The organism is Streptomyces sp. SID3343, from assembly GCF_009865215.1.
In the GTDB taxonomy this organism is placed as follows: domain Bacteria; phylum Actinomycetota; class Actinomycetes; order Streptomycetales; family Streptomycetaceae; genus Embleya.
In genome coordinates, this window is record NZ_WWJX01000482.1 from 1 (window position 1) to 2,040 (window position 2,040).

Annotated in this window: 1 protein-coding gene and 1 pseudogene; both read left to right on the forward strand. The window is 73.6% G+C overall.

Annotated elements, in window-relative coordinates:
* Positions 1 to 1,057 (forward strand): annotated as a pseudogene (locus tag GT354_RS15385) (hypothetical protein); the annotation flags it as partial.
* A 192-nt stretch (positions 1,058 to 1,249) separates the two neighbouring features.
* A partial coding sequence (locus GT354_RS15390; RefSeq protein ID WP_161356880.1) for a BTAD domain-containing putative transcriptional regulator occupies positions 1,250 to 2,040 on the forward strand: 791 nt, incomplete at its 3' end.

Genomic DNA, 2,040 nt, shown 5'->3' on the forward strand with positions numbered 1-2,040 from the left:
TGACGGCTGCCGCCGCCGCGCTCCTGGTCGGCATCGGGCCGGGCGCGGGGAATTCTGGTGGCCCGCCTGCGTGGTCGCGCTCGCGGTCGAGGCGGCCAACGCGCTGTGGCTGCGCGGGCGGGAACCGGGCGTACCGGAGATCGCCGCGCTGTCGATCCCGCGTCGGGTCAAGGCCCTCGGTGAGTCCGCGCGCGCCGGGCGGTGGGCCGAGGCGGTGCGCTTCGTGACCGGCCTGCGCAGCGCGTGGTGGGTTGCGCGCGCGGCCGTTGTGGGTCTGGCCGTGGGCGTGCTGGGCGGCGGCGCGGTGTGGGGTGTCGTGGCGGGCGTGGCCGCGTTGTCGGGTTCGCTGTGGCTGGGGCCTCGGTCGACCGGGGACCGGCGGCTGCTGTGGGCGGCGATCCCGGTGAACCTGCTGGTGGTGGGGCTGGGCATCGGGGTGGTCTGGTCGGGCGAGCTGTCGCCGGACGACCACTACGTGTACCGGGAGAGTGGTTCCTCCGGCCCGGCCTACTACCCGTCCGGCAGCGGGGGATATGGGGATTCCGACACCGGCGAAGTCCTGATGACCACGACGAGTGGCCGACGAGTGGAGAACATCTATCCGTTCGACAGCCAGGGCCGTCCGCTCAAGGACGTCTTGTTGTTCGACCAGAACGGAAAGCAGTTGGGACTGGCGCCCGGCGAGTACGACGCGGTGTGTGCGCGGATAAACGACGGTAAGTCGGTGCCGTTGGTGGAAAGCCGAACCCGCCTGCCCTTCCCGCAACCCCGGGTGGTGCGGGACCCGACCACCGGGCAATGCCGGGTCGAGACGGGTGTCCCGTTCACGATCGCGATTCCGGTTCAGTCGGGGCAGGCGACGTCGGCTCCGCAGACCGGCCAGGCTCCGCAGTCCACGCAGGGTCCGCAGTCCACCCAGGCCCCGCAGTCGACTGCCCCGCCCGCGGCTTCGTCTGCGCCGCAGTCGGGGCAGCCCACTTCGCCCACGACCGCGCCCGTGTCGCCGCTCGGCGAGGCGCCCCCGGCGGCCACTCCCGGCGCGCCGAACGGGAGTTGAGGTCGACCCGGGCCGCGCGGCGGGTCTCGCCGACCGCCGCGCGCCGGCCGACGGCAGGTGTCCGGACAGTGCCCGCTCCGCTGTTCATCGGGCGTTGAGTGGTCGTTCAACACGGCATGGGACAACGGGCGGATGATTTCCTGCCCGGCCGCCGGTCGGCCTCCCGCGGCGCATCGGTAAGGTCTCTTATCCATGCTGACGTTTCGTGTACTGGGTGCGCTCGAAGCGTGGGACGGTGACCGGCGGGCCGACCTGCGTGGCCCGCGTCATCGGGCCGTGCTCGCCCGGCTCGTCCTGGCGCGTGGGCACGTCGTACCCGTCGATCGGTTGATCGAGGACCTGTGGCACGGGGAGTCGCCGCACCGCGCGCTCGGATCCGTACAGACCTTCGTGTCGCATCTGCGTCGCGCCCTGGAACCCGACCGGGCGCCGCGCACACCCTCGGCAGTGCTGGTGACCGCACCCCCCGGATACGCCTTCCGCGTCGGCAAGGACGAGGTGGACGCGTGGCGGTTCGAGGCCCAGGTACACCGGGCCGGGACGCTGCTCGGAGCCGGAGCCGCCGAGGACGCGCTGCGTGAGTTGACCGCGGCGTTGGACCTGTGGCGCGGCCCCGCGTACGCGCAGTTCGCCGACGAGCCGTGGGCCCGCCCCGAGGCGGCCCGGCTGGAGGAACTGCGGCTCGTCGCGGTCGAACGGCGGGCCGAGGCCGGCTTGGCGATCGGCCAGGCGTCCGGGATCGTGCCCGGCCTGGAGGCGCACGCCGCCGCCCATCCGCTGCGCGAGGAGAGTTGGCGGTTGCTTGCGCTCGCGCTGTATCGGTGCGCGCGTCAGGGGGACGCGCTCGCGGTGCTACGGCGGGTACGGGCCGCGCTGCGCGACGAGTTGGGGGTCGAGCCGGGGGCGCGGTTGCAGCGCCTGGAGGCGGACATCCTGGCGCACGCGGCGGATCTGGACGTGGCGCCTGTGGCGGGGGGCGGGGG